The sequence below is a fragment of the Streptomyces sp. DF42 genome (assembly GCF_058267695.1).
The window spans coordinates 4,622,993-4,646,739 of sequence record NZ_CM177859.1 but is presented as its reverse complement, the minus strand read 5'-3'; the positions used below and the strand labels follow the sequence as shown (position 1 = coordinate 4,646,739).

27 protein-coding genes, 1 tRNA gene and 3 pseudogenes are annotated in these 23,747 nt (G+C 71.0%); 11 read left to right on the top strand and 20 right to left on the bottom strand.

Going from position 1 to position 23,747, the window contains the following annotated elements; all coding sequences use genetic code 11:
• The first annotated feature begins 3 nt into the window (after positions 1-3).
• The 4 genes from ACYUED_RS21210 (at position 4) to ACYUED_RS21195 (ending at position 6,188) form a co-directional block, all read left to right on the top strand.
• A complete protein-coding gene (locus tag ACYUED_RS21210; RefSeq protein WP_491293836.1) occupies positions 4-1,548 on the top strand; it encodes a bifunctional glycosyltransferase family 2/GtrA family protein in 1,545 nt (514 codons plus the stop codon).
• Positions 1,545-3,785 carry an ArnT family glycosyltransferase gene (locus ACYUED_RS21205; RefSeq protein ID WP_491293835.1) on the top strand — a complete coding sequence of 747 codons (2,241 nt, stop codon included), beginning with the start codon at positions 1,545-1,547 and terminating at the stop codon, positions 3,783-3,785. The genes ACYUED_RS21210 and ACYUED_RS21205 overlap by 4 nt, the downstream gene beginning before the upstream one ends.
• 56 nt (positions 3,786-3,841) lie before the next feature.
• Entirely contained in the window at positions 3,842-5,368 is a 1,527-nt protein-coding gene (locus ACYUED_RS21200) for an MFS transporter (protein WP_491293834.1), read from the top strand.
• 64 nt (positions 5,369-5,432) lie between these two features.
• Entirely contained in the window at positions 5,433-6,188 is a 756-nt protein-coding gene (locus ACYUED_RS21195; protein ID WP_491293833.1) for a TetR/AcrR family transcriptional regulator, read from the top strand.
• A gap of 132 nt (positions 6,189-6,320) precedes the next feature.
• On the opposite strand, the gene ACYUED_RS21190 is transcribed toward ACYUED_RS21195, so the two are convergent.
• The 4 genes from ACYUED_RS21190 to ACYUED_RS21175 all read right to left on the bottom strand — a co-directional run bounded on the left by ACYUED_RS21190 (position 6,321) and on the right by ACYUED_RS21175 (position 10,821).
• Positions 6,321-6,791: a PPOX class F420-dependent oxidoreductase gene (locus ACYUED_RS21190; protein WP_491293832.1), complete on the bottom strand. Its 471-nt coding sequence runs from the start codon at positions 6,789-6,791 to the stop codon at positions 6,321-6,323.
• A 49-nt stretch (positions 6,792-6,840) separates the two neighbouring features.
• Positions 6,841-7,662 (bottom strand): YceI family protein, encoded by an 822-nt coding sequence (locus ACYUED_RS21185; protein ID WP_491293831.1) that lies wholly within the window; start codon positions 7,660-7,662, stop codon positions 6,841-6,843.
• A 107-nt stretch (positions 7,663-7,769) separates the two neighbouring features.
• Positions 7,770-10,235, bottom strand: a complete 2,466-nt coding sequence (locus ACYUED_RS21180; RefSeq protein WP_491294352.1) for an MFS transporter — start codon at positions 10,233-10,235, stop codon at positions 7,770-7,772.
• A gap of 85 nt (positions 10,236-10,320) precedes the next feature.
• Positions 10,321-10,821 (bottom strand): MarR family winged helix-turn-helix transcriptional regulator, encoded by a 501-nt coding sequence (locus tag ACYUED_RS21175; RefSeq protein WP_491293830.1) that lies wholly within the window; start codon positions 10,819-10,821, stop codon positions 10,321-10,323.
• A 206-nt stretch (positions 10,822-11,027) separates the two neighbouring features.
• On the opposite strand from ACYUED_RS21175, the gene ACYUED_RS21170 reads away from it, so the two are divergent.
• The gene (locus tag ACYUED_RS21170) at positions 11,028-11,228 is read left to right on the top strand and encodes a hypothetical protein (protein ID WP_491293829.1); all 201 of its coding nucleotides are present in this window, start codon (positions 11,028-11,030) and stop codon (positions 11,226-11,228) included.
• Between the two features lie 17 nt (positions 11,229-11,245).
• Here the strand turns inward: ACYUED_RS21170 and ACYUED_RS21165 are convergent, their stop codons facing one another.
• The 9 genes from ACYUED_RS21165 to ACYUED_RS21125 all read right to left on the bottom strand — a co-directional run bounded on the left by ACYUED_RS21165 (position 11,246) and on the right by ACYUED_RS21125 (position 16,508).
• Positions 11,246-12,004 carry a hypothetical protein gene (locus ACYUED_RS21165; RefSeq protein WP_491293828.1) on the bottom strand — a complete coding sequence of 253 codons (759 nt, stop codon included), beginning with the start codon at positions 12,002-12,004 and terminating at the stop codon, positions 11,246-11,248.
• Positions 12,005-12,058: 54 nt separating this feature from the next.
• The gene (locus ACYUED_RS21160; RefSeq protein ID WP_491293827.1) at positions 12,059-12,949 is read right to left on the bottom strand and encodes an RNA polymerase sigma factor SigF; all 891 of its coding nucleotides are present in this window, start codon (positions 12,947-12,949) and stop codon (positions 12,059-12,061) included.
• Between the two features lie 302 nt (positions 12,950-13,251).
• On the bottom strand, positions 13,252-14,091 hold the full coding sequence (locus ACYUED_RS21155) for an RNA polymerase sigma factor SigF (protein WP_266517373.1): 840 nt from the start codon (positions 14,089-14,091) through the stop codon (positions 13,252-13,254).
• A gap of 169 nt (positions 14,092-14,260) precedes the next feature.
• A complete protein-coding gene (locus tag ACYUED_RS21150) occupies positions 14,261-14,554 on the bottom strand; it encodes a Dabb family protein (RefSeq protein ID WP_491293826.1) in 294 nt (97 codons plus the stop codon).
• Between the two features lie 13 nt (positions 14,555-14,567).
• Positions 14,568-14,744 (bottom strand): hypothetical protein, encoded by a 177-nt coding sequence (locus ACYUED_RS21145; protein WP_266517368.1) that lies wholly within the window; start codon positions 14,742-14,744, stop codon positions 14,568-14,570.
• Between the two features lie 157 nt (positions 14,745-14,901).
• Positions 14,902-14,986, bottom strand: a tRNA-Ser gene (locus ACYUED_RS21140).
• 61 nt (positions 14,987-15,047) lie between these two features.
• The gene (tadA, locus tag ACYUED_RS21135) at positions 15,048-15,473 is read right to left on the bottom strand and encodes a tRNA adenosine(34) deaminase TadA (RefSeq protein ID WP_491293825.1); all 426 of its coding nucleotides are present in this window, start codon (positions 15,471-15,473) and stop codon (positions 15,048-15,050) included.
• 59 nt (positions 15,474-15,532) lie between these two features.
• A complete protein-coding gene (locus ACYUED_RS21130; RefSeq protein WP_491294351.1) occupies positions 15,533-16,081 on the bottom strand; it encodes a tRNA adenosine deaminase-associated protein in 549 nt (182 codons plus the stop codon).
• Positions 16,082-16,313: 232 nt separating this feature from the next.
• Positions 16,314-16,508, bottom strand: coding sequence for a hypothetical protein (locus ACYUED_RS21125; RefSeq protein WP_491293824.1), 195 nt, complete (start codon positions 16,506-16,508; stop codon positions 16,314-16,316).
• Between the two features lie 96 nt (positions 16,509-16,604).
• Here ACYUED_RS21125 and upp point away from each other — a divergent pair, with 96 nt between their 5' ends.
• Positions 16,605-17,240 carry a uracil phosphoribosyltransferase gene (gene upp / locus ACYUED_RS21120; RefSeq protein ID WP_491293823.1) on the top strand — a complete coding sequence of 212 codons (636 nt, stop codon included), beginning with the start codon at positions 16,605-16,607 and terminating at the stop codon, positions 17,238-17,240.
• Between the two features lie 102 nt (positions 17,241-17,342).
• On the opposite strand, the gene ACYUED_RS21115 is transcribed toward upp, so the two are convergent.
• Positions 17,343-17,984, bottom strand: a complete 642-nt coding sequence (locus tag ACYUED_RS21115; protein ID WP_491293822.1) for a LytR C-terminal domain-containing protein — start codon at positions 17,982-17,984, stop codon at positions 17,343-17,345.
• A 112-nt stretch (positions 17,985-18,096) separates the two neighbouring features.
• Positions 18,097-18,393 carry a type II toxin-antitoxin system VapB family antitoxin gene (locus tag ACYUED_RS21110; RefSeq protein ID WP_003999914.1) on the bottom strand — a complete coding sequence of 99 codons (297 nt, stop codon included), beginning with the start codon at positions 18,391-18,393 and terminating at the stop codon, positions 18,097-18,099.
• 104 nt (positions 18,394-18,497) lie between these two features.
• Between ACYUED_RS21110 and ACYUED_RS21105 the strand changes: the two are divergent.
• Positions 18,498-18,869, top strand: a pseudogene (locus ACYUED_RS21105) (helicase HerA-like domain-containing protein); the annotation flags it as partial.
• 34 nt (positions 18,870-18,903) lie between these two features.
• Here the strand turns inward: ACYUED_RS21105 and ACYUED_RS21100 are convergent.
• Genes ACYUED_RS21100 through ACYUED_RS21080 form a run of 5 tightly spaced genes read right to left on the bottom strand, consistent with a single transcriptional unit; the run spans position 18,904 to position 21,783 of the window.
• Entirely contained in the window at positions 18,904-19,026 is a 123-nt protein-coding gene (locus tag ACYUED_RS21100; RefSeq protein ID WP_491293821.1) for a hypothetical protein, read from the bottom strand.
• Positions 19,027-19,077: 51 nt separating this feature from the next.
• The gene (locus tag ACYUED_RS21095) at positions 19,078-19,398 is read right to left on the bottom strand and encodes a hypothetical protein (protein ID WP_491293820.1); all 321 of its coding nucleotides are present in this window, start codon (positions 19,396-19,398) and stop codon (positions 19,078-19,080) included.
• A 32-nt stretch (positions 19,399-19,430) separates the two neighbouring features.
• Positions 19,431-19,613, bottom strand: coding sequence for a hypothetical protein (locus tag ACYUED_RS21090; protein ID WP_491293819.1), 183 nt, complete (start codon positions 19,611-19,613; stop codon positions 19,431-19,433).
• A 60-nt stretch (positions 19,614-19,673) separates the two neighbouring features.
• The gene (locus ACYUED_RS21085) at positions 19,674-20,267 is read right to left on the bottom strand and encodes an HhH-GPD-type base excision DNA repair protein (protein ID WP_491293818.1); all 594 of its coding nucleotides are present in this window, start codon (positions 20,265-20,267) and stop codon (positions 19,674-19,676) included.
• A gap of 25 nt (positions 20,268-20,292) precedes the next feature.
• Positions 20,293-21,783, bottom strand: coding sequence for a hypothetical protein (locus ACYUED_RS21080; protein ID WP_491293817.1), 1,491 nt, complete (start codon positions 21,781-21,783; stop codon positions 20,293-20,295).
• A 117-nt stretch (positions 21,784-21,900) separates the two neighbouring features.
• Here ACYUED_RS21080 and ACYUED_RS21075 point away from each other — a divergent pair.
• The 4 genes and pseudogenes from ACYUED_RS21075 to ACYUED_RS21060 form a co-directional block, all read left to right on the top strand.
• Positions 21,901-22,119, top strand: a pseudogene (locus tag ACYUED_RS21075) (penicillin acylase family protein); the annotation flags it as partial.
• A gap of 74 nt (positions 22,120-22,193) precedes the next feature.
• A pseudogene (locus tag ACYUED_RS21070) lies at positions 22,194-22,494 on the top strand (GNAT family N-acetyltransferase); the annotation flags it as partial.
• Positions 22,491-22,964 (top strand): cupin domain-containing protein, encoded by a 474-nt coding sequence (locus ACYUED_RS21065; RefSeq protein WP_491293816.1) that lies wholly within the window; start codon positions 22,491-22,493, stop codon positions 22,962-22,964. The pseudogene ACYUED_RS21070 and the gene ACYUED_RS21065, both read left to right, overlap by 4 nt.
• Entirely contained in the window at positions 22,961-23,722 is a 762-nt protein-coding gene (locus tag ACYUED_RS21060) for an SDR family NAD(P)-dependent oxidoreductase (protein WP_491293815.1), read from the top strand. The genes ACYUED_RS21065 and ACYUED_RS21060 overlap by 4 nt, the downstream gene beginning before the upstream one ends.
• Positions 23,723-23,747 lie beyond the last annotated feature (25 nt).

Below are 23,747 nucleotides of genomic sequence, written 5' to 3'. Positions count from 1 at the left end.
GCCATGCGAACCGACTCTTCTCCCGGCTCTCTGCCGGCGCGGAAGCACCTCCCGGCCGGCGACGCCGGTACGCCTGTCCTGGACGTGGTGATCCCCGTCCACAACGAGGAGAAGGACCTCCAGCCGTGTGTGCTGAGACTGCATGACCACCTCAAGCGCACGTTCCCGTACGCCTTCCGCATCACGATCGCGGACAACGCGTCGACCGACACCACCCCGCTGGTGGCGGCACGGCTGGAGGAGGAGATCCCCGAGGTCTCCCACTTCCGACTGGAGCAGAAGGGCCGGGGCCGGGCCCTGCGGACGGTGTGGTCCGCTTCCCAGGCGCCGATCCTCGCCTACATGGACGTGGACCTCTCCACCGACCTCAACGCGCTGCTGCCGCTGGTGGCGCCGCTGATCTCGGGTCACTCGGACCTGGCGATCGGCTCCCGGCTGGCCCGCTCCTCCCGCGTCGTACGCGGTCCCAAGCGGGAGTTCATCAGCCGGGCCTACAACCTCATCCTGCGCGGCTCGCTGCAGGCCCGCTTCTCCGACGCGCAGTGCGGCTTCAAGGCGATACGGCGTGACGTCGCACTGGTGCTGCTGCCGATGGTCGAGGACACCGGCTGGTTCTTCGACACCGAGATGCTGGTCATCGCCGAGCGCGCGGGGCTCCGTATCCACGAAGTGCCCGTCGACTGGGTCGACGACCCGGACTCCACCGTCCACATCGTGAAGACGGCGACCGAGGACCTCAAGGGTGTGTGGCGCGTGGGCAAGGCCCTGGCCACCGGGTCGCTGCCGCTGGACCGGATCACCCGGCCGTTCGGGGACGACCCGCGCGACCGCGAGATCCAGGACGTACCGAAGGGGCTGGCCCGCCAGCTCGTCGGGTTCTGTGTCGTCGGCGGACTGTCGACCCTGTTCTATCTCGTCCTCTACAGCCTCTTCCGGCAGCTCGGCGGCTCGCAGGTCGCCAACGCGCTGGCCCTGCTGGTCTCCGCTGTCGCCAATACGGCGGCCAACCGGCGCCTCACCTTCGGGGTACGCGGCAACGGCGGCGCCGTCCGGCACCAGGCGCAGGGCCTGGTCGTGTTCGGCATCGGCCTCGCCCTGACCAGCGGCTCGCTCGCCGCCCTGAACGCGGCGACGTCCGACCCCGGGCACTCCACCGAGCTGGCGGTCCTCGTCGCCGCCAACCTCGCGGCGACGGTGCTGCGCTTTCTGCTCTTCCGCGCGTGGGTCTTCCCCGACCGGCACGACGGCGGGCAGTCCACCGTCGTGGCCTCGCACAACCCGTCCTCGCCGACGTACGCCATGGCCGCGAACCCGCAGCACCAGCAGTACCCGCAGCAGACGTACGGGTCGCAGCCCCCGCCTCTGCAGCCTCCGCTTCCGCAGCCTCCGCTTCCGCAGCGCCCGGCGGCCACGCAGTCGACCGTGCAGCAGAGCTACCGGACGAACCCGTTCCGCGCCGGCGAAGTCGCGGACCGCAGCTGGGAGGACGCCACCGTGCATCTGCAGCCGGTGCGCCCGACCGACAACGATCCGAGGGACTCCCGATGACCACCCACTACGACCAGTCGCCCCATCCGGAGGGGGACCGGGGCCCCTCGTCCTGGGGGCCGGCATCCGTGACCACGGCGGTACCGGAGCCGGTGGCCCCGACGGCTCCCCAGGCGGGTGAGCCCCAGCAGCCCTTCGTGCGCAGACTGTGGCGCGGGCGCCCCGAGGACCCCCGCTGGGCGCGCCCCGCGTTCTGGGGCCTGCTCCTGGCGACCGCCCTGCTCTACCTCCACAACCTGAGCGCCTCCGGCTACTCCAACTCCTTCTACTCGGCGGCCGTCCAGGCGGGCAGCAGATCCTGGAAGGCGATGTTCTTCGGGTCGCTGGACGCGGCCAACGCGATCACCGTCGACAAGCCCTCGGCGTTCCTGTGGCCGATGGAGATCTCGGTCCGCCTCTTCGGTCTGAACTCGTGGGCGATCCTCACCCCCGAGGTCCTCATGGGCGTCGGCACGGTCGCGGTCGTCCACGCCTCCGTACGACGCCGGTTCAGCCCCGCGGCCGGCCTGATCGCGGGCGCCGTGCTCGCGCTCACCCCCGTCGCCGCGCTGATGTTCCGGTTCAACAACCCGGACGCGATGCTGGCGCTGCTCATGTCGGTCGCCTGCTGCCTCGTGGTCCGCGCCATCGAGGACGGCCGTACGAAGTGGCTGGTGTGGGCCGGCGTGGCGATCGGTTTCGCCTTCCTCGGCAAGACCCTGCAGGCCTTTCTGATCCTCCCGTCGCTGGCCGTCGCGTACGCGGTGTGCGCCCCGGTGTCGCTGAAGAAGCGGTTCGGGCAGTTGGCGGCGGCGACGGTCGCGCTGGTCGTCGCGGGCGGCTGGTGGGTCGCGATCGTCGAGCTGTGGCCCGCGTCCTCCCGCCCGTACATCGGCGGCTCGCAGAACAACTCCTTCCTGGAGCTGACCTTCGGCTACAACGGCCTCGGCCGCCTGAGCGGTGACGAGACCGGCAGCGTCGGTGGCGGTGGCGGTGGCACGGGCACCGGCATGTGGGGCGAGACCGGCTGGAACCGGATGTTCGACTCCGAGATCGGCGGCCAGATCTCGTGGCTGCTGCCGGCCGCGCTGGTCCTGCTCGTCGGCGGCCTGGTGGCCACCCTCCCTCACTCTCGGCTTCGGTCGAGCGGGGGGACCCCCGTGCTCGGGCGGACATCGGTGACCCGCGGTTCGTTCCTGGTCTGGGGCGGCTCGCTGCTGATCACCGCGATCGTCTTCAGCTACATGGCCGGCATCTTCCACCAGTACTACACGGTCGCTCTCGCCCCCTACATCGCCGCCGTGGTCGGCATGGGCGCGGGCATCCTGTGGGAGAAGCGGCGCGAGATGTGGGCGTCGATCACCCTCGCGGGCGCGGTCGTCGCGGCCTCCGCCTGGGGTTACGTCCTGCTCAACCGCACCTCCTCCTACCTGCCCTGGCTGAAGTGGCTGGTCCTGGTCGGCGGTCTGGCGGGTGCGCTCGGCCTGGTCTTCGCGGGCCGCATCACCCGGCAGCTGGCCCTCGGCGCGGCAGCCCTGAGCATCGTGGCGGCGCTGGCCGGTCCCACGGCGTACACACTGAGCACGGTCGACTCCGCGCACACCGGCTCCATCCCGACCGCCGGTCCGGCGGGCGCGAGCAAGATGGGCGGGCCGGGTGGCGGCGGCCGGGGCGGCTTCGGTGGCGGCAACGGCGGCATGCCGGGCCAGAACCGGCACAACGGCAACGGCAACGGCAACACCCAGGGACAGGGACAGGGCCAGAACCAGGGCCGGAACCAGCAGGGCAACGGCTTCCCCGGCGGCGGTATGCCGGGCCGGAACGGCAACAGCCAGAGCCGGCAGAAGGGCAACGGCATGGGCGGCGGCGGTGGCGTGGGCGGCCTGCTGAACGGTGCGAGCGTCTCCTCCCAGGCCAAGAAGCTGCTGGAGACGGACTCGTCCGAGTACACCTGGGTCGCGGCGGCCATCGGCGCGCAGAACGCGGCGAGCTACCAGCTCACCACCGGCGACCCGGTGATGGCGATCGGCGGCTTCAACGGCACCGACCCGTCCCCCACGCCGGCCCAGTTCAGGAAGTACGTGGCGGACGGCAGGATCCACTACTTCATCTCGTCCGGCAGCGGCGGCGGTATGGGCGGCAACGGCAGCAGCAACGGCACGTCCTCGCAGATCACCTCGTGGGTCGAGAAGAACTTCAAGAAGGTGACGGTCGGTTCGTCCACCTTCTACGACCTGACGCAGAAGGCGAGCAACTGAGCGACTGAACAGCTGGCGAGAAACTTGTTGTACACCGTATAGCTGGCAGCTATACGGTGTACAACATGTCTACGTCATCCACGTCATCCACGTCATCCACGCCGTCTACTACGTCCCGGGGCCACCCCCAGCGCTGGCTGATCCTCGGTGTCATCTGTCTGGCGCAGCTCACCGTGCTGCTCGACAACACCGTCCTGAACGTGGCGATCCCCTCCCTCACCAGGGAGCTGGGCGCGGCCACGTCCGACATTCAGTGGATGATCAACGCGTACTCCCTCGTCCAGTCCGGCCTGCTGCTCACTGCGGGCAGCGCGGCCGACCGCTACGGCCGTAAGAAGATGCTGGTGGCGGGGCTGGCCCTGTTCGGCACCGGCTCCCTGGTGGCGGGACTGGCCGGATCCACGGGCCAACTGATCGCCGCACGCGCCGGCATGGGCGTCGGCGGCGCGCTGCTGATGACGACCACGCTCGCGGTGGCGATGCAGATCTTCACGCCCGAGGAGCAGCCGAAGGCGATCGGCATCTGGGCCGCCGTCAACTCCCTCGGCTTCGCGGTCGGCCCGCTGCTCGGCGGCTTCATGCTGAACCACTTCTGGTGGGGCGCGATCTTCCTGATCAACCTGCCGGTGGCGGCGCTGGGCCTGGTGGCGGTCGCCGCGCTGGTCCCCGAGTCGAAAAACCCTCGGGGTGACCGCCCCGACCTGCTCGGGGCACTGCTGTCCACGATCGGCATGAGCTCGCTGGTCTTCGCGATCATCTCGGGCCCGTCGCACGGCTGGACGTCGGGGCGGGTGCTGCTGAGCGCGGCGGTGACGCTGGTCGTGCTCTCCCTGTTCGCCTACTGGGAGAGCAGGATCCCGTACCCCATGCTCGACCTGCACTTCTTCAGCAACCGCCGGTTCACGGGCGCCGTCGCCGGCGCGGTGCTCATCGCCTTCGGCATGGGCGGCTCGCTGTTCCTGCTCACCCAGCACCTGCAGTTCGTCCTCGGCTACGGCCCCCTGGAGGCGGGCCTGCGCACCGCGCCGCTCGCGCTCACCATCGTCGCCCTCAACTTCACCGGCCTGTCGGCGAGGTGGACGGCGAAGCTCGGCACGCCCGTCGCGATCGGCCTGGGCATGGTGCTGATGTCGGCGGGCCTGGTCGCCATCGCCACGCTGGCCGACCAGGGCTATCCGGGAACCCTGCTCGGCCTGCTGCTCATCGGCGCCGGCGGCGCGGTCGCGAGCCCCGCCATGGCGCACGCGATCATGAGCGCGATTCCGGTGGAGAAGGCGGGAAGCGGGGCCGGGGTCAACGGGACGGTGGCCGAGTTCGGCAACGGTCTTGGGGTGGCCGTGCTCGGGGCGGTGCTCAACTCCCGGTTCGCGGCGGGGATTTCCGTCGGGGCGACCTCGTTGCCCGAAGCCCTTGCGGCCGCGGGGTCGGCGCGGGAAAAGGGACGTATCAGCGACGCCTTCTCCGCCGGGCTGGGGACCAGCCTGTTGGTGGGGGCGCTGGCCGTGCTGCTCGGCGGGTTGTTGGCGGCTGCGTTGTTGCGCAGGGCGGAGCGGGCAGACTCGGAGATGGCGGTCGCCCGGTAGCTGATGGCAGGGAAGCTGCCACCTAGCATCTTGATCAATGACCGAAGTCGAGGAAGGTGCGCCAATGGTGAGGGCAGCCGAGCGTGCGGCGCGGACCAGCGTGTGGCTGGAGGGCAAGGTCCGCCGGGGCGGTCGTGGCGGTCAGCCGTCGGGTCTCGACCGCGACCGGATCACCGAGGTGACCGTCCGCCTCCTGGACGCGGAGGGGCTCGCCAAGTTCTCCATGCGCCGGCTGGCCGCCGAGCTGAAGGTCACCGCGATGTCCGTCTACTGGTACGTCGACACCAAGGACGATCTCCTGGAGCTCGCCCTGGACGCGGCCTTCGGGGAACTGACCCTGCCGGATCCGGACGGCGACGAGGACTGGCGGGACCAGCTGCGCGCCCTGGCCCGCGAGTACCGCACCCTCCTGGTCCGCCACCCCTGGCTGTCCCCGCTGGCCGGTACCTTCCTCAACATCGGCCCGAACTCGCTGGCCTTCTCCCTCGTCGTCCAGCGGATCGTCCGCAACACGGGCCTGCCTGTGCACGGTCTGTCGGGTGCCCTCTCGGCCGTCTTCCAGTTCGTGTACGGCTACGGCACCATCGAGGGCCACTTCATCGCCCGGTGCGCGGCAGCGGGCATGAGCCAGGACGAGTACTTCCAGCACGCCATGAGCGCGGTGACCCGGGCACCCGAGGCCGCCGCGGTCATCCACGCGTCCGCCGACGTCATGGAGGCCCGCGGCGGTGACACGGTGCAGGAGATGCGGGAGCGGGACTTCTCCTTCGCCCTGGACCTGCTGGTGGCGGGTATCGAGGCGATGGTGGCCCGGAGCTGATCACTGCGCGGGGGCCGGCCTCGCCGGAAGCCGCCGCCGGCCACGGGCCCCCACGTCTGCGGCGTGACCCTGATGACCGCTGCGCTGCACTCGGTCCGTCGAGGGCCGCTGGGTGACCAGGTGACCAGGTGTCTAGTTGTCGGAGGCCGGCCGTGCCGGGAACCCGCCGGTGGCCACCGGGCCCCACTTCTGCGGGGTGACCCTGATGATCGACTTCCCCTGCTTCACCATCGCCTCCCGGTACTCGTCCCAGTCCGGGTGTTCACCGGAGATGTTCCGGAAGTACTCCACGAGCGGCTCGACGGACTCGGGCGAGTCGATGACCTCGGCGGTCCCGTCGATCTGGACCCACGGCCCGTTCCAGTCGTCACTGAGCACGACGAGGCTCACCCGCTCGTCCCGCTTGGCGTTACGCGTCTTCGCACGCTCGGGGTACGTCGAGACGACGATCCGCCCCGCATCGTCGACCCCGCAGGTCAGCGGCGAGGCCTGAGCGCTCCCGTCGGTCCTGCGCGTCAGCAGGATCGCGCGGTGCCGCGGTCGTACGAAGTCCAGCAGCTCGTCGAGGGAGACGCGGGTGTTGGTCGCGATGTTCGGTGCCATGGCGCCAGCCTAGGGCCAGGGCCGCCCCACGCACGTGACCCTGCTGGGCCTACGCCTGCGGCAGCGACTCGCCCTGCACCGCCTGGATGTCCAGTTCCACCTTCAGTGTCGTACCGATGGCGGCGATCCCCGCCTGCACGACCTGGTTGTAGTTCATGGCGAAGTCCTCGCGCCGCAGTTCGGTGGTGGCGCGGAAGGCCGCCCGGGTTCCGCCCCAGGGGTCGGCGCCGGTCCCCAGGTACGCCAGGTCCAGGTCCACCGGCCGCACGACCCCGTGCAGGGTCAGCTCCCCGTGCACCGTCCAGCGGTCGCTCCCCGCCGCCGTGAGGCCCGTGGACCGGTAGGTGATCTCCGGGTACTTCTCGACGTCCAGGAAGTCCGGCGAGCGCAGATGGCCGTCGCGCATGCCGTTGCCCGTGTCGATGGACGTCGCCCGGATCACCGCCTCCACTCGCGACTTCTCCACCTCGTCCGGGGCGATCTCGACGCGCCCGGTGAAGTCCGTGAACCGTCCGTGCACGCTGGAGATCCCCAGGTGCTGGGCGAGGGCGCCCACCGAGGAGTGCGCGGGGTCGATCGTCCACGGCCCGGGCGGCGGCAGCTCGGTGCCGCCCTTACGGGCCAGCGTCACCGCCCCGACCTCGGCCCGCCCGCTCGCGGTGACCAGCGCGGTGGAGGCGACGGGCGCGTATCCGACGGCCGTGACGATGACGGTGTACGGCCCCGGGGCGAGCTCGGTGGCGTCGCGTACGGCGCCCTCGGTGTCCGCCTCGGCACGCAGCACCTGCGTGCCCGTCATGTCGGTCACCGTGACGACCGCGTGCGACACGGCCCATCCGTCCCTGGTGCGGATCCTCGCGGTCAGTCCCATCCCGTTCTCTCCCTGCAGTGCAACCGGTCTCGAAGAAACCGGCCCGTGGCACCGGGCGCGCACCTCCGCTCGGAGCGCGCGCCGTCCGCCACGGGCCGGGGTGTGAACTACTCGCCGGGGTGGGCGAGTTCGATGTCGTGGTCGTCGACCCCGCGACCGTTCACGGTCAGGGCCGTCGCCACCGGCGGGTAGCCCGTCGCGATGACCGTGTACTCACCGCCGTTCAGGTCGGTGAAGGCGTACGCCCCGTCCGTGCCGGTCGTGGCCGTGCCGACCACGTTGCCCGCCGCGTCCACCAGCGTCACGCGGGCGTCGGCCAGGGGACCGTGCGGGGCGCGTATGACGCCCTGGAGCTGGGCGCCCGAGTCGAGGTCGACCTCGATCCGGGTGACGCCGGTGCCGCCCACCTCGACGGGCAGGGCGCGCGGCCGGTACCCGGCGGCGTTCACCGCGACGGTCACGGCACCCGGCACCAGCTCGGCCAGGGAGAACTCGCCCTGCTCACCGGTGACGGCGGTGGCCAGCAGGTCCCCGCGCACATCGGTCACGACGACCATCGCGTCCTTGACGGGCAGGGTGGTCTCGGCGGACCGCACCACACCGCTCAGCCCGCTGGTGCCGCTGAGCAGGATGTCGTACGACACCGGCTCACCGTTCACCACGACCGTGGACGCCTGCGGCTGGAAGCCGTCGGCGGAGGCGATCAGGACGTACGAGCCCGTGCCCGGCGCGTCCACGGCGTAGGAGCCGTCGGCCTGGGCGACCGACCGGCCCAGCTGCCGTCCCGCCAGTGAGATCAGCGTGACGGCGGCCTGCGGCACGGGTGCGCTCTCGGCCCCGCGGACGAAGCCGCGCACCGGGGTGCCCCCGGCCCCGGCCGACTCCTCGGACCGGGCGATGGTGGCCACGGCGGCGAGCCGCTGGGTGCCGTCGGCGGCGGTCTCGGTGTCGGACACGGCCCAGCTCGGGACGTGCTCGGCGGCGGCAGCCGGCGCCGGGACGCCGGCGACGGCCGACTCGGTCTGCGGCTCGGCCGGGGTCTGGTCCGCGGCAGCGGCCTGCGCCAGGGCGCCCTTCGTCTTCAGCGGAACCTCCTTGATGAACAGGGTGACCAGGAGCGCGACGGCCGCGAGGCAGCCGGCGATCAGGAAGACGTCGGCGATGCCGTGACCGTAGGCGCTCTCCATGAGGGTGCGTATCGGAGCCGGGAGCTTGCCCAGGTCCGGGATGCTGTCGGTGGAGGAGCCGGAACCGGCCAGCGCCGCCCGGTACTTGGGGTCGAGGGCGGCGATGCCGTCCGTGACGTAGTGCGTGATCCGGTGGGCCATCACCGCGCCGAGCGCGGACACGCCGACCGCACCGCCGAGGGAGCGGAAGAAGGTGACCGTGGAGCTGGCCGCGCCGAGGTCGCTCGGGTCGACCTGGTTCTGCGTGCACAGCACCAGGTTCTGCATCATCATGCCGATGCCGAGACCCAGCAGGGCCATGAAGCCGGCCATCTTCCAGTAGTCCGTGTCGTACCGGATGGTGCCGAGCAGACCCAGGCCGGCCGTCACCAGCACGCCACCACTGACCAGCCATGCCTTCCAGCGGCCGGTGCGGGTGATGAACTGCCCGGAGACGGTGGAGGAGACGAACAGCCCGCCGATCATCGGGATGGTCATCACACCCGACATCGTCGGGGACTTGTCGCGGGCCAGCTGGAAGTACTGGCTGAAGAAGACCGTGCCGGTGAACATCGCGACACCGACGAACAGCGAGGCCAGCGACGCGAGGGTGATGGTGCGGTTGCGGAACAGCCGCAGCGGGATGATCGGCTCGCTCGCCTTGGACTCCACGAGCACGAAGACCAGGCCGAGCAGGATCGAGCCGCCGACCATCGCGTACGTCTGCCAGGACACCCAGTCGTACTTGTCACCGGCGAAGGTGACCCAGACCAGCAGCAGCGAGACCGCCGCGGCGACGAAGAACGCGCCGGCCCAGTCGACCTTCACGTCCCGCTTCACGACGGGCAGGTGCAGGGTCTTCTGCAGCACGATCAGGGCGAGGACGGCGAAGGGGACGCCGACGTAGAAGCACCAGCGCCAGCCGAGCCACGAGGTGTCGGTGATGACACCGCCGAGCAGCGGGCCGCCGACGGTGGCGACGGCGAAGGTCGCGCCGAGGTAGCCGGAGTAACGGCCGCGCTCACGCGGGGAGATCATCGCCGCCATGACGATCTGGGCGAGGGCGGACAGACCGCCGACGCCGATGCCCTGGACGACACGGCAGGCGATCAGCATGCCGGCGTTCTGCGAGAGACCCGCGGCGGCGGACCCGAGGACGTAGATGACCAGGGCTATCTGGACGAGCGCCTTCTTGCTGTACAGGTCGGCGAGCTTGCCCCACAGGGGGGTGGTCGCGGTCATCGACAGCAGGGCGGCGGTCACGACCCAGGTGTAGGCGGACTGGCCGCCGCCGAGGTCGCTGATGATGTGCGGCAGGGCGTTGGTGACGATCGTGGAGGACAGGATCGCCACGAACATGCCGAGCAGCAGACCGGAGATGGCCTCCATGATCTGCCGGTGCGTCATCGGGGCGTCCTCGGCGGAGCCTCCCCCGTGCTTGGCATGAGCCCGCACACCGGCTGGTGTGGTCGTTGCCATGGGCTTCCTTCTCTTAGGTGCTTGCGGGTGTACGGGTGGTCGGTTCGAGTTCGAGTGCGGGCGGCGGGAGCCGGGGCGGCAGGGCGCGGCTGTCGTCGAAGCTGGCGCGCAGGCGGGCCATGAGCCGGGTGAGCTGGGAGACTTCGTCGTCGCTCCAGTCGCTCAGCCGGTCGGCGAGCAGCTGTGTGGTCCGCTCGGACAGCGCCTCCAGTCGGGCCAGGCCCGTGGGGGTGAGGTGCAGGATCCGGGACCGCTTGTCCGCCGGGTCGGCGGAGCGGTCGATCCAGCCGCGCTCGGCGAGGTGCGCGACATGGCGGCTGGTGACCGACATGTCCACCGCGAGCAGCTCCGCGAGCCTGCTCATGCGCATGTCGCCGTGGCGGCCCAGCAGCGTCAGTACGGCAGCGCTGCCGCTCGGGCAGTCGGACGGCAGGATCCGTCCGAGCTCCCGTTTCACGGCACCGAAGGCGCTGAACTGACGTACCAGCTCCTCGTACTGCGCCTGCTCGGCCATCACACCTCCCGCATTCGTTGCTTGGGGCAACCATAGAAGTTGTTGGTTGCTGCAGGCAAACAAAATGGCCTGGGTGGAGGATAAAAACTTGGCAAAGGCAAGTATTGCGAACGTAAATACGCAGGTGAGGGCCGCTGCCCTTGCCCTGCCACCGTGAGCAGCCCCCCACTTGGGCCACAACCACTGATTCGCTAGGGTCTCGGGCTATGGCTAACCCCCAGGGCCCCCAGGGCAACCACGACCCCGCAGGCAGCACCCAGATGTTCCGTGCGTTCGTCGACGAGGGCCCGCAGGGCCGCCGTCAGCAGCAGGCGCCCGCCCCGGCCGGCCCCCGTATCGGCCTGATCGTCGGCATCGTCGCCGCGGTCGCGGTCGTGGCGGCCGTCGCCTGGCTCGCGCTGATGTAACGGCGAACCGCTACTCGCTACTTCCACTGGACGGCGACGTCCCGCGTCTCGATGTGCATGCCGAGCGGCACACGCCAGGCGTCGACGCACACCGTCCAGGTCTTCTTCTTCCGCGCCCCGGCACCGACCGGCGCCGGAAGCTTCACGGCCGACTCGACCGTCCCCCAGTCGATGCCGAGCGCGCCGATGACGTGCGTCCCGAAGGTCACCGAACCGGAACGGGCCGCGGTTCCCCCGGAGTTGGTGAAGGCGAGGCTCACGTCCTCGCACCACCGCTGGTCCGTGGGCTTGCGCACCGGTTCGCCCCAGCTCAGGTCCGCGGGGCCGGCGGGCGCCGAGGAACTTGGCGTCGGGGCCGGGGCCGCGGGCGGTGAACCCGAGGCCGTACGAGGGGACGTGGCGCCGCCTGCCGTAGGGGCCGCGGTCGAGGCGCCCGGGCTGTCACCCGCGTCGCCCGGGTCCTCCCGGCCGTTCCCCGTACCGCCACTCGCCGTACCGCCGTTCCCCGCGGTGGAGTTGCCCGAGCCGGCACCCCCGCTCTCCTCGTTCCGGTCCCCGTCGAGCGGCACCAGCGTCACCCTGCCCGTCGGCTTCACCGCCGTACCGGAAGCCTGAGGTGTACCGCCCGCCGCACCCACCGCGACATATCCGCCGCCCGCGCCACCGCCACCGCACGCGGCGAGCGCGGCGCCCAGGCAGACGACGGCCGCCGACGCGCCGATCAGGGCGCCTCGACGGCCATGTGTCCATGTCGGCCGAGGAGTTCCACGAAGCATCGCGCCATGGTGGCTGACGCTCCGTCAAATAGGAACCCCCGGGCGGAGCTTCGCTCAGTCGGAGATGAGCCCCTCGCGCAGCGTCGCCAGCGTGCGGGTCAGCAGGCGGGAGACGTGCATCTGCGAGATGCCGACCTCCTCGCCGATCTGCGACTGGGTCATGTTGGCGAAGAAGCGGAGCATGATGATCTGCCGCTCGCGGGGCGGGAGTTTGGCCAGCAGGGGCTTGAGGGACTCGCGGTACTCGACGCCCTCCAGCGCGGTGTCCTCGTAGCCGAGGCGGTCGGCGAGGGAGCCCTCGCCGCCGTCGTCCTCGGGGGCCGGGGAGTCGAGGGAGGAGGCCGTGTACGCGTTGCCGACCGCGAGGCCGTCGACCACGTCCTCCTCGGAGACGCCGAGCACGGCGGCGAGTTCGGGGACGGTCGGAGAGCGGTCGAGCTTCTGCGACAGCTCGTCGCTGGCCTTGGTGAGGGCCAGGCGCAGCTCCTGCAGTCGGCGCGGGACGCGCACCGACCACGAGGTGTCGCGGAAGAAGCGCTTGATCTCGCCGACGACCGTCGGCATCGCGAACGTCGGGAACTCCACGCCCCGCTCGCAGTCGAAGCGGTCGATCGCCTTGATCAGGCCGATCGTGCCGACCTGGACGATGTCCTCCATCGGCTCGTTGCGGGAGCGGAAGCGCGCCGCCGCGTACCGCACGAGCGGGAGGTTGAGTTCGATGAGGGTGTCCCGGACGTAGGCGCGCTCGGGGCTGTTCTCGTCGAGTGCGGCGAGCCGCAGGAACAGGGAGCGGGACAGGGTGCGGGTGTCGATGCTCTCCGTGCTCGGGAGGGCCGGGGCCTCGCGAGCCTCCAGCACTGGAGCCTGGTCAAGCACGGCGTCGGCGGGCGCGGAATCGCTCTTCGTGAGCGTGAGCACCTTCGAGCTGCCCTGTTCTGCGGACATGCCACCCCCTCTGGGTCGCGGGACGGTCTGGCGAGCCTCCCCTGGTGAGGAGTTCAGCCTTCACCTGAATACCGGAGCCGAAGCCACGGCAAACGCGCTGCCGGAAGAATGTCACATGTCGGCAACACGCTGTAGTGACATGTCGACATGCAAGACGTGAATAGGCCCTGGAAAGAGGGGGTCTGGGCCTTTTTCGGCGCAGAACTGTCGGGAACATCCCTGGTGAGCGATTCGCTCGTGCCGGTTACAGGTCGATCCTGTTTGCGAACTGCGGTGTTCCGGAGTGTGCGCCTGTGCGCCTCTTATGCCTCGATCCGATTGGCGGATCGCAGCCGCTGGAAGCTACGCGCGAGTAGCCGCGAGACATGCATCTGGGAGACGCCGAGTTCCGCGCTGATTTGCGACTGGGTGAGGTTGCTGTAGTAGCGCAGGAGAAGGATTCTCTGTTCGCGTTCCGGGAGTTGGACGAGGAGATGCCGGACGAGATCCCGGTGCTCGACGCCGTCCAGCGCCGGGTCCTCGTAACCGAGCCGGTCGAGGAGGCCGGGCAGTCCGTCGCCCTCCTGGGCGGCCTCCAGGGAGGTCGCGTGGTACGAGCGGCCGGCCTCGATGCAGGAGAGCACCTCCTCCTCGGTGATGCGCAGCCGTTCGGCGATCTCCGGGGTCGTCGGGGTGCGCCCGAAGGAGGTCGTCAGGTCCTCGGTCGCGCTGTTGACCTGCACCCACAGCTCGTGCAGCCGGCGCGGGACATGGACCGTGCGGACGTTGTCGCGGAAGTACCGCTTGATCTCGCCCACGACGGTCGGCATCGCGAAGGTCGGGAACTGCACGCCCCGGTCCGGGTCGAAGCGGTCGATCGCGTTGATGAGGCCGATGGTGCCGACCTGGATCACGTCCTCCATCGGCTCGTTGCGGGAGCGGAAGCGGGCTGCCGCGTAGCGCACGAGCGGGAGGTTGGCCTCGATCAGCGCCCCACGCACCCGGATGTGCTCAGGCGTCCCCGGCAGGAGCTCCTTGAGCTCACCGAAGAGCACCTGGGTGAGGGCCCGGGTGTCGGCGCCGCGGCTGCGGGCCGGAGGCGTCTCCGGCGCGGCCGGAGCGGTTTCCAGGGGCGGTGCTTGAGGCGCAGTACTGGCCGGCACGGTCAACTCCGCCTCGCAATCGCTCAACTCATCCGTCAAAAGTGGTCATAGCATCACAAGAGATGTGCACTGTGTGCAAGCACCGCATAACGTCGTGTTGAGGGCAAGTTGGGGCATAAGACGCAAAAGAGCCCCACGCCACTCCGGCGCGGGGCCCCAAAGGGCCGACTCAGTACTCGTAGTCGGCGATCACCCAGGTGGAGAACTCCTTCCACAGCGTGACGCCCGCCTGGTGCTCCGAGTGCTCCACGTAGCGCCGCAGCGCGGACGCGTCCTCGAAGCCGGAGTTGATGGCGAAGTCGTACGCGATGGGGCGGTCGCTGAGGTTCCAGCCGAGCTCCCAGAAGCGGATCTCGGGGATCTTCCCCTCCAGGGACCGGAAGGCCTCGACACCCTCCACGACGCGCGGGTCGTCGCGCTCGACGTCCTTGTCGAGCTTGAAGAGGACGAGATGCCGGATCATGGTGCGCTCCTAGCTAGTGGGCCCCGTCGGCGAGCCAGGTGAAGAAGTCACCGATGGCCTTCGCGGCGTCCGAAATGCCCTCGAACCCTATCTGGACGTAGTCGGCCGCCTTGGCCGGGTCCGTGATGATCACGTACAGCGCGAAGACCACGAGCGCATAGACGGCGATCTTCTTCGCATTCACCGCCATCGCGGCCTCCCCTGGGACTGTTGTGCCTCGTGGGCCCCCTGTTGACGGCGGCGAGTGTAACCTTCACGGCTCTTTTTGGGATCAACGGCCCGCTGTGCGAACGGGATTCGCACAGAATGCACAAAGGGCCCCGTCTGTCGACAGGGCCCTTTTCAAGCGGTAGCGGAGGGATTTGAACCCTCGGTGACTTGCGCCACACTCGCTTTCGAGGCGAGCTCCTTCGGCCGCTCGGACACGCTACCGAGGGAGACCTTACAGCACGCCGGGCAGTGGTTTGAAATCGGTATTCGGCGGGGTGGAGGGTCAGCGGGAGCGGAAGAAGTCGCTCAGAAGACGGGCGCACTCCTCGGCGAGTACGCCCTCGACGACTTCGGGCCGGTGGTTGAGACGCCGGTCGCGTACGACGTCCCAGAGGGAGCCGGCCGCGCCCGCCTTCTCGTCGCGGGCACCGTAGACGACGCGGTCCACGCGGGACTGCACGATCGCGCCCGCGCACATCGTGCACGGTTCGAGGGTGACGACGAGCGTGCAGTCCGACAGCCGCCACTGCCCGAGCGCGGCGGCGGCCCGGCGGATCGCGAGGACCTCCGCGTGCGCCGTCGGATCGCCGCTGGCCTCACGTTCGTTGTGCCCGGCCGCGAGCACGGTCGTCCCGTCCGGTGCCAGCACCACGGCGCCGACGGGGACGTCCCCGCCGGCCCGCCCGGCCTCGCCCAGGGCGAGCCGCATCGCGGCCCGCCAGCGGTCGCGTACCGGGTCCGGGGTGCCTCCCGCGCTCGCTGCAGCGGTCAGCGGACGGTCTCCAGGACCTCCGAGGCGCCCAGCGCCTCGGCGATCGTGTTCAAGGCGTCCCCGTCCAGCGAGCGCAGCTCCTTCGAGCTGACACCGAGGTCGTCGAGGATCTCGGGGTCGCCGACGGGGCTGTGCGGCACGGACTCTGCGGAGGTGTCTCCGTCTCCGTCGTCGTCATCGTCGTCGTCGGCTCTGTCGTCGGGTTCACCGTCCTCCGTGCCGTCGAGGTCGAGGGAGTCCAGGTCGGAGTCGTCGTCGCCGGGCTCCCTTCCGAGCAGTTCATCGGTGAGCAGGATCTCTCCGTACGAGCTGCGGGCGGCGGCGGCGGCGTCCGAGACGTAGATGCGAGGGTCTTCCTCGCCGTCGATGCGGACGACGCCGAACCACCCGTCTTCCTGCTCGATCAGGACGAGCACCGTGTCGTCCTCGGGCGAGGCTTCCCGGGCGAGATCGGCCAGATCCGACAGGGTCTCCACGACATCGAGCTCTGTGTCGCTCGCTTCCCACCCGTCTTCGGTGCGCGCGAGCAGTGCGGCGAAGTACACCGTGACTCTCCCACTGGTCATAGGCGTGCCGGTTGGAGGTCCCCCCGGCGGAGGTCGTGGGCGGGGAGAGCTGTGCTCCGAGCCCCACCCACTCGGAATCGTGGCAGAAACAAGGCGTTCAGGGGACGTCTTCGGCACCCTGTGTCCGCCCGTTTTGATCGACCACGAGCGGGATCGTACGCGGCGATCCCAACGGACACGCACCGGGTGGCCCCTCGGGCGGGTCCCGGAGCTACCACCGGAACGTGCGCATACGCATGGCGTGGCGCAGGCGGGCGGTCTTGGCGCGGCGGGGCTGGACACGGTCGCGCAGCTCGCGTGCCTCGGCGAGATCACGCAGGAACTGGGCCCGGCGACGCCGGCGCTCGGCGTCGGTCCCGTCCGACGGCGAGTCCTCGCGGATGTCGCGCTCTGGCAGGTCAGGCATAGGCACACCACCCCCCGGTCCGTCCCTCCCACTTTCCCCCTGATGGGCGGTTTGATGCCAGCGTGAGGGTTGCGCGGGCGCGGTTACTGTTAGGGCATGCGTCTCCACGTCGTCGACCACCCCCTGGTCGCCCACAAGCTCACCACGCTGCGCGACCAGCGCACCGACTCCGCGACCTTCCGCCGTCTCGCCGACGAGCTGGTCACCCTGCTCGCCTACGAGGCCACGCGCGACGTGCGCACCGAACAGGTCGACATCAACACGCCGGTCGCCTCGACCACCGGCGTCAAGCTCTCCTACCCGCGCCCCCTGGTGGTGCCGATCCTGCGGGCCGGCCTCGGCATGCTGGACGGCATGGTCCGGCTGCTGCCGACCGCCGAGGTGGGCTTCCTGGGCATGGTCCGCAACGAGGAGACGCTGGAGGCGTCCACGTACGCCTCCCGCATGCCCGAGGACCTCTCCGGGCGCCAGGTGTACGTCCTCGACCCGATGCTGGCCACCGGCGGCACGCTGGTCGCGGCGATCCGGGAGCTGATCAAGCGGGGCGCGGACGATGTGACCGCCGTGGTGCTGCTGGCCGCCCCGGAGGGCGTCGAGCTGATGGAGCGCGAGCTGGCGGGTACGCCGGTGACGGTGGTGACGGCCGCGGTTGATGAGCGGCTCAATGAGCACGGGTACATCGTGCCGGGGCTGGGGGACGCCGGGGACCGCCTTTACGGCGCGGCCGAGTAGAGGCCCGTTTCAGCGCCCTTTCGCCCCAGGGGTGCGGATGTGTCGCGCCTGACGGTCCGCGGTGGCTGATCGCGCGGTTCCCCGCGCCCGTCAGGGCGTTGCTCAGCAGCTCTTCTTCTTCGAGGCGGGCGTCGGCTTCGGGTCGGCCAGTGCGGTCAGTGCCCTGTCGGCGTCCGCCTTGGCCGTGAGGTTCTTGAAGCCGTCGCCGATGATCAGGTCGACGTCGGCGCCCTTGCGGGCCGCGTCCGTGCGGCGCTCGGCGGTGCTGAGCTGGGTGGCGAGCACGGGCAGCGAGCTGTTCAGGGAGGACGAGGGGCCGAGCAGCATCCCGGTGCCCTTCACCTTCTTGTCGAACTCCTTGGGCGCGTTGCCCACGTCGCCGATCTTGAAGCCGCGTTTCCTGAGTTCGTCCGCCGTGTTCTTGGCCAGACCGCCACGGGTGGTGGCGTTGTAGACGTTGACCGTGATCTGGCCCGGCTCGGGGGCGGCCCCCTGGACGCTCGCCGACGGGCTCGCCTTGGACGAGCAGTCCGCCTTGGGACCCGCCGCCGAGGCCTTCTCGCCGCCGCCGGTGAAGACGTCGATGAGCTGCAGGGTGCCCCAGCCGACCAGGCCGAGCGCGGCGACCGAGGCCACGAGGACGAGCACGAGCCTGCCACGCGGTCGGCGACTGCGCATCCGGGGGTATTTGTCCCCCGTGATCCGGTACTTCCCGCCCATGCCCGGGGGAGTCAGCATGCTCATGAGCGCAGCGTAGTGCGCCTGAGCGGCAATGCCTACTAGATGATCATCGGGCGCCGCACAGGTGAACCCAAAAGGGTCAAGCCTTTACCGACAGGCCTGTGAGGGGCGTGCGTCAGTCCAGTTCGAGCACGCGCGCGTGCAGGACCTGACGCTGCTGCAGTGCCGCCCGCACCGCGCGGTGGAGGCCGTCCTCGAGATACAGATCGCCCTGCCATTTGACGACGTGTGCGAACAGGTCGCCGTAGAAGGTCGAGTCCTCGGCCAGGAGGGTCTCCAGGTCGAGCTGTCCCTTGGTGGTGACGAGCTGATCGAGGCGGACCGGGCGCGGCGCGACGTCCGCCCACTGCCGGGTGCTTTCCCGGCCGTGGTCGGGGTACGGCCGGCCGTTTCCGATGCGCTTGAAGATCACACGGAAAGCCTACCGGGCAAGACCTTCCGGGCGCAGCCATGGAGACGGAGTGCGACGCTGGAAAAGGTGGAAAAAAGCGGGGCAAAGGGGCACAGAGGCCCGAGATGAGTGACGGCGAGACCGTGTCGTCGGCCACCGCTCGTGAGGTACGCGGAAGTGCTCCCGCCCTCTCCCGGGAGGCCCTGGAGATCGCCTCCGGCTACGCCTTCGGGGGGCCCGCGCCCGACCTGGGCGCCCTGCTGTGGGACGGAAAGTGCCTGTAGGACGCGCAGATCCGCACCCCGTCGGCCATGCCCGACCGGCACGGCCCGGTCGCGGGCGCCACCGGCACCCGCACCGGCAAGACCAAGATGCTCCAGCCGATCGCCGAGCACCTGTCGGCGCAGGGCGTGCCGGTCTTTCTGGCCGACATCAAGGGCGACCTGTCCGGGATCTCGGCGCCGGGGCAGCCGAACGACAGGGTGCGGGGAACGGCCCGGCGGGGGCGGTGGTCCCGCCCCCGCCGGGGGATCAGCGGTCCCGTTCTTCCTGGGTCTGCTTCGGCTCCGGCTTGTTCGTCGTCGGTTTCGGTGCGCGGCGTGCGGCCTCGGCGCGCAGCAGGGCGCGCAGGACCGCGTACGGGTCGGTGGGCATGGCTGTGTTCCTTGCGTCGTACTGAGTGACCTTGCCGGGGAGCGGGGTCTGTCAGCAGCGCAGGACCACGGTGCGCAGGGCCGGGAGGGCGTGCGGCGGCCGGGGCGGGGCCTGGCGGGGGCCGCCCGCCGGGGTGGCCGGTGCCGGTGCCGGGATCGGTTGAGGTGCGGGGCGCGGGACCGCGACGGTACGGCGGATTGTTTCGGCAGGCGGCCGCAGGGCCGCGTCCAGGGCGTCGTACCCGACGGTCTCCGCGGCCGCGACCGGCGTCGCGTGCACCTCGGCGTGGGCGCCCGGCACCAGCAGGGCGAGCAGCAGGACGAGCGTCCGCAGCCAGGCGCGGCCGCGGGGGAGGTGTCGTGCGGTGCTCACGGGAGGTCCTCTGCCCATGGCACACCAGGTGTTCAGCATGTCGGGGCCGAGATCCGCCCGTACGGGTTACACCTGCGCGGCACCTGCTCCGCCCGGTCCCGGAGGCGGAGCGCCGTGATGATCTCCGCGACGCCGACCGCGACCGGCCAGATGCCGCCGGCCAGGGTGAGGACGGCGACCGACTCCGGGCCCCAGGTGTCCGGAGGGTCTGTCATCGCTCCATGCTCGGACCGGCGGCGGACCCCCCCGCCCCCTGGGAGCCGGTCGGCCGACGCCTAGGAACCCGTGGCCTTCGCGGCCTTGGCCGCCGCCTTCATCTCCTGCTTGTGCGCCCGGACCTTGGTCAGCGACTCGGGCCCGGTGATGTCGGCGACGGAGCGGAAGGACTTCGCCTCGCCGTACGGGCCGGCCGCCTCCCGCCAGCCGGTGGGCCGCACGCTCAGCTGCTTGCCGAGCAGCGCCAGGAAGATCTGTGCCTTCTGCTTGCCGAATCCGGGCAGGTCCTGCAGCCGCGCCAGCAGCTCCCGGCCGTCGTCGACGCCCTTCCAGACCAGCTCGGCGTTCCCGTCGTAGTGCTCGACGAGGTACTGGCACAGCTGCTGGATGCGCTTGGCCATGGAGCCGGGGTAGCGGTGGACGGCCGGCTTGCCGGACAGCAGTGCGGCGAAGGCCTCGGGGTCCAGTACGGCGATCTCGTGCGCGTCCAGGTCGTCGGCGCCGAGCCGGTCCGCGATCGTGCGCGGACCCTTGAACGCCCACTCCATCGGGACCTGCTGGTCCAGCAGCATCCCGACGAGCGCGGCGAGCGGGGAGCGCCCGAGGAGCCCGTCGGCCTCGGGGTCCTGGGCGAGGTGAAGGGTGACGTCCATGACCCCGATCATGCCTCGGTGCGTCTCAGAGCTCCACGTGAGCGCTGGGCAGGGCGGCGCCGAAGTAGCCCTTGACGCCGAGGACGGTGATGCCGGAGGCCTTGCCGCACACGTTGGCCGAGCCGCTGAGGACGGGTCCGGAGGCCGAGCCGCGGGCGATCCACAGGCAGCCGTCGCTGTTCTCGGTGGGGGAGCCGACGATCGTCTCCGGCTTCCCGTCCTTGTCGAGGTCGGCGAGGTGGACGGCGGCGCCGAACTGGTCGCCGGTCTCGACGGCCCCGGGGATGCCCGCCGTGTCCTGGGTGTATCCGGCGGCCTTGACGGTGGTCAGACCGGAGGCGGAGCCGCGCAGGAGTACGGCGGTGCCGGCTGCCTTGTGCGAGCCGACCGCCTCGCCGGGGGAGCCGACCAGGACGTCGGCGTACCCGTCGGCGTTCACGTCGCCGACGCTGATCGACTGGCCGAACATGTCGCCGTTCTCCGCGGTGCCGGGCACGCCCGCCGTGTCCTGGTGGTAGACCTTGGGCTTCTGGTCCGCGGTGATGCCCTGTGCGCTGCCGTAGAGGACCTGGATCTCGCCGCCGCGGTGGGCCCAGCCGGCCGGGCCGCCGGACATGGAGTCGTCGGTCGAGATCCCGGTGACGAGGTCGCCGTAGCCGTCGCCGTTGATGTCGCCGATGACGCCGGTGTGGCCGTCGGCGTAGGGCAGGTCGGTGGGCCGGTTGTCGATACCGCCGTCGGCGGGGGGCGGGCCGGTGTCGAGGTCCACGGGTCCGCGGAGGTCGCCGTCCGTCGGCCCGGCCAGCCAGAACCGCTCCGCCCTGCCGTCGCCGTTCACGTCACCCATCACCACGCCCCGGACGTCGCCCAGGCGCCACTCCCGGTAGTCGGAGGCGGCCTGGCCGGTGCGCCTGAACGGGCCGGTGTAGGAGGCTCCGTCGCAGCGGGAGCCGACGCTGAGCTCGGGGGCCCCGTCGCCGTTCATGTCGCCGGTGGCCAGGGACAGGCCGAAGCCGCAGGAGATCCTGCCGTCGCCGTAACCGGCGGGCGGGGAGATGCTCGTGCCGCCCTTCAGCCCGCTCGGGCCGCCCCACAGCACGGTCACGGAGCCCCGGCCGGCCGCGCTGCCGACGCCCTCGCCGGGCGTGCCGACGATCAGGTCCGCGTAGCCGTCCCGGTCCAGGTCGGCGCTGGTGACCGTCGTGCCGAAGCCGTCGTACGCCTCGGGGGCGCCGGGAATCCCGGACGTCGCCTGGGTGATGACGGTCCGCCGGGTCGCGCTCACCGACGACTTCGACCCGTACAGCACGACGACCGAACCGGCCGCCTCCACGCTCCCGTTGGCCGCCTCCGGGGCGCCGACCGCCAGGTCCCGGTACCCGTCACCGTTGAAGTCGTCCTGGACGGCCGCGGTGTTGGCGCCCTCGTAGGGGGCGGCGGCGGAGGACGTCAGCGGGGTGAGCGGAACGGCGGCGACAGCGGTGAGCACGGCGCTCACGATGACTGCTCTGCGCAACGGGACTCCTTGACTGCTGCAACGGATGCCCCACCTGACACACCAGGTGTGCGAAAGGTTGTACGAGCGCGGTTATGAGCGGGCCGCGTCTCCCGGCCGCCGCCGTGCGTCGGCGTCCTGCACGGGGACGTCTTCGCCCGCCGCGCCCGCCTCGACGACACGGCCCGGCCCTGTTTCGCGGCCCTGGAGCGGCGGGACGCCCGGACGGCGGACTGGGTGCGCGCGTACGTCGGCGGGCTCGACGAGGGCCCGGAAGGCGGCCCCACGGCCCCGGAGTTCGCCGCCGTCGGTCTCGTCCCGGGCCGTTGGGAGCCCTGGACCCCGCTCGGCGTCCGGCTCGCCACGCCCATCCTGTTCGCCGGTTTCCCCGCCAAGTTGAAGGACGGCGAACCGGCCGCGCTGCTGCACACGGCGGCATCGGCCTCCATGTGCTGCTCGCGCCCGCGGGGGAGGACGGTGCGCGGCCCGGCTGGTCGGCTTCCTTCTTCCTTCACCGTCGTCACCGCGTACGTGCTGCGGGGCCTGGACCGGCGCCGGACCGTCGTCGATCCCGACGTGCGCAACGAGAAGGCGATCGCCCGCCTCCTGCGGCAGGGCTTCGAGGCCGGTCCGGAGGTCGTGCTCCCCGAGACCGACATCCCGGACGCGAACCTGCCCGAGAACAAGGCCCAACCGGCCTTTCTGCGCCGGGAGGTAGCCTTCCCCGAATGACTCCTGAGGATCTCGTCGCCCACTACGGTCTGGAACCGATCCCGCGGGAGGGCGGCCTGTTCCGCCGTACCTGGGAGGGCCCCGAGCGGGCCGACGGCCGGCCGGAGGGCTCCGCGATCGTCGCCCTGCTGACCGTGGAGGACTACTCCGCCCTGCACCGCCTGCCCACCGACGAGATCTGGCACTTCTACCTGGGCGACCCGCTGGAACTCCTGCTCCTCGCCCCGGACGGCACGTCCAGGACGGTGGTGCTCGGGCCCGACGTGCTGGGCGGCCAGCAGCCGCAGACGACCGTGCCGGCCGGCACCTGGATGGGCGGGCGGGTCGCCGAGGGCGGGGCGTGGACGTTCTTCGGCTGCACGATGGCGCCCGGGTTCACCTACGAGGGCTACGAGCACGGGGACGCGGAGCACCTCACGGCGCGGTATCCGGCCGAGGCCGACCGGATTGCGCGACTGTGCCGTCCATGAGGTTGCTCGAAGGACAGGCCGCCCTCGTCACGGGCGCGGGCGGCGGCATCGGCCGGGGCATCGCGCTGCGGCTGGCCGAGGAGGGCGCGGCGGTCGCCCTGCACTGCCGTACGGCGGTGGAGACGGCGCGGGGAGTGGCCGCACGCATCGAGGAACTGGGCCGGCGGGCCGTCGTGGTGCGGGGAGACCTCACCGACGAGGACGCGTGCCGGCGGGTGGTGCACGAGGCGGCCGAGTGGGGCGGCGGGCTCACCGCGCTGGTCAACAACGCCGGTGTGCAGCCGACCCGGGAGCTGCCCGGGATGACGGCGGCCCAGTGGCGGGAGGTCGTGGACGCCAACCTGTTCAGTGTCTTCGCCTGCACACAGGCGGCCGCGGAGGTCATGCGGGAGCGGGGCGCCGGTGGATCCGTGACCCACATCGCCTCGATCGAGGCGCGGCAGCCGGCACCGCTGCACGCCCACTACAGCTCCGCCAAGGCGGCCGTCGTGATGCACGCCCGGTCGGCGGCCCTGGAGTACGGGCCCCACGGCATCCGCGTCAACACCGTCTCGCCCGGCCTGATCGACCGGGAGGGACTGGGTCGCGCCTGGCCGGAGGGGGTACGGCGGTGGCGGGAGGCGGCGCCCCTGGGGCGGCTCGGGCGGCCGGAGGACGTGGGGGACGCGTGCGTGTTCCTGGCCTCGCGGCTCGCTTCCTGGGTGACGGGACACGACCTGGTGGTGGACGGAGGCGTGCTGGCCGGGCCGTCGTGGTGACGGCCGGTGAGCGCACGGCCGCTCG